We start from the raw sequence: 2,092 nt of genomic DNA on the forward strand, positions 1-2,092 counted from the left end.
CACCCGCCTCGATACGCCGCCTATCTCAGTCCGTCATCACCCACTTTCCCGCATAGCTCTATGTTCAACTGCCGCAGCACGTCAGCGATGAGTTGCTTCACGTCCTCATAGCCACCGTTGATGCTAGCGTCGCGCTAGCGGATTGCAAAGAGACCCCCGTACGAAAGACAGAGACAGAGACAGAGACAGAAACAGAAGCAGAGACAGAGGTAGATAATCGGCGGAATGGTCGCCTGAAGTGCGGGCCCTCTCGCTTTGGCGAATTTTGGCACGCATATCCCCGACGAGAAGGGGCGAACCCGCGGAGGCCCGCTGAATTGAAGTTCGACGAGCTAGTGGAAATGGGCCTTGATGCGCAAATGCTGATTGACGCGGCGCGCAAGCTCGCCAAGGATGAAGCCGACCGCGGGAACGTCGGTACGCGGTATATTCCGCAAGCGGTGACCTGGCTCAATCAACAGCGGTGGTCCGACTATGCCGAGAGTGCGGTCAAAGAAAGCACTACCGATGTCACCGCGGACGAGTCGCAGCTTGAATATGCGGTAAAGTTCTACGCGCAAACTGGGGTTTGGTCCCGATACGCCGGCCCCGAGCCTGGACTGAGCGGCTGTCGGGTCTCCTCTGAGCTGCTTGTGAAGCATGGGCTTGGTCCGGATGGCCGCAGGCTTGCGCCGAAGGCGGCGTGATCGATCAATCTTTTGGACTTGTCAGGCGCACGGACCGAAGACGGATCCTCTTGATCGTTGAGTTTGAGCTAACTGATTTCGTTAAGCGTAATCGGTTCATTGATGGCAGGGACACCGTGCTGAGCGTAGTTGACTAGTGGCTGCGGCCTCTCAATTTTTGAGAACGCTCCAATTTGATTTTGAGGGCGGACATCCCCTCCTCTACACGACGTTGATTTCGTTGCGCTCTGTGGCGATCATCCGGAAAGCTACGGTTGGAATCCACGGTAGGCGGCCCCGCCGGTCACCAACGTCCGCAACACGTCATCACCGCATTGGCGCGGTGGGCTCAAGCCGGAGAACCGCTGCTTGGTGCCGTTCAACAGCTTTGCGGAGTACGCGCCGGAGCCGAACCCGGAAACGAAGAAAAAGGACGTCGTCTGGTTCGCGCTCAACGACGATCGACCGCTGGCCGCCTTCGCCGGGATCTGGACAGAGTTCAATGGCGACCGCGGAACGAAGTCCAAGCCGGTGCCGGGCCCGCACCCGGTCTCCGGCTTCCTGACGACGACGCCGAACGCCATCGTCGCGCCGATCCACCCCAAGGCAATGCCAGTGATCCTGACCACCGACGAGGAGCGCGATGTGTGGATGCGCGCGCCGTGGAACGAGGCCAAGGCCCTGCAACGGCCACTGCCTGACGACGTGCTCAAGATCGTCGCGCGGGGCGCGGCGAAGGAAAATATCGCGGTAGCGACAGCATGACCCGTCTTGGCAGTCTTCTTGTCGCCAGCGCTGGCAGAAGCACCGATGCGTAGAGGAGCGCGGCGTCTGCGTGAGATGCCGTTGGCGAGTTAGCCCGCTTTTCGACGTCGTGCCGGCTGCGGGTGTCGTGCCGGCGCCGGAACGCGGCTCAGCCCATCCGGCCGCGTCGGGTCGGGCTGCCTGCTCGGCTCACTGGCCCGGTTTCCCAACACAAGCCACGCGCCAAGACCTATCTGGATCGTGGGCGAAGGGGTTTCCGTCTCATTGCTCATGGAAGCGCATTACAGTCGGATTAGATTAGAGTTGCTCGCAACAGTCGGAACTGCTGGAAGAGCAAAAGCCCCATCCGATGTTCCCACCAGATGGGGCTTTCAAACACAAGGGCACGCGCTAGTGCTGAAAAACAGCACGCGCGTTGCACTGTAGTGGCGCCGGCTTACGCCAACCTGACGGATGGACTTATTCATCTCTGGGTGCGTCTGGGACACTGTTTGTGGTTAACAATCCCAAATGCCGGGGTGACTAATCCAGGCGACGCGATCATGCTGCTCCATGCCCCAATTTTGCAAACGGCGGAGGGCGCGGGACCGAAGCCCCACGCCCTAGGTCCTGTGGACTCTTGGGATTCTCAAATCGAGAGGAGTGTGATTCAAGACTTTCTT

At 59.8% G+C, this 2,092-nt stretch carries 1 protein-coding gene and 1 pseudogene; both read left to right on the forward strand.

The genetic code is table 11. The annotated features are described in order from the left end of the window. Nucleotides 1-92 precede the first annotated feature (92 nt). The gene (locus tag ACFFWD_RS45315; RefSeq protein ID WP_512699839.1) at nucleotides 93-686 is read left to right on the forward strand and encodes an LvrA C-terminal domain-related protein; all 594 of its coding nucleotides are present in this window, start codon (nucleotides 93-95) and stop codon (nucleotides 684-686) included. Between the two features lie 276 nt (nucleotides 687-962). Then, nucleotides 963-1,430 (forward strand): annotated as a pseudogene (locus ACFFWD_RS22985) (SOS response-associated peptidase family protein); the annotation flags it as partial. Nucleotides 1,431-2,092 lie beyond the last annotated feature (662 nt).

Source organism: Bradyrhizobium erythrophlei (assembly GCF_042430365.1).
Lineage (GTDB): Bacteria > Pseudomonadota > Alphaproteobacteria > Rhizobiales > Xanthobacteraceae > Bradyrhizobium > Bradyrhizobium erythrophlei.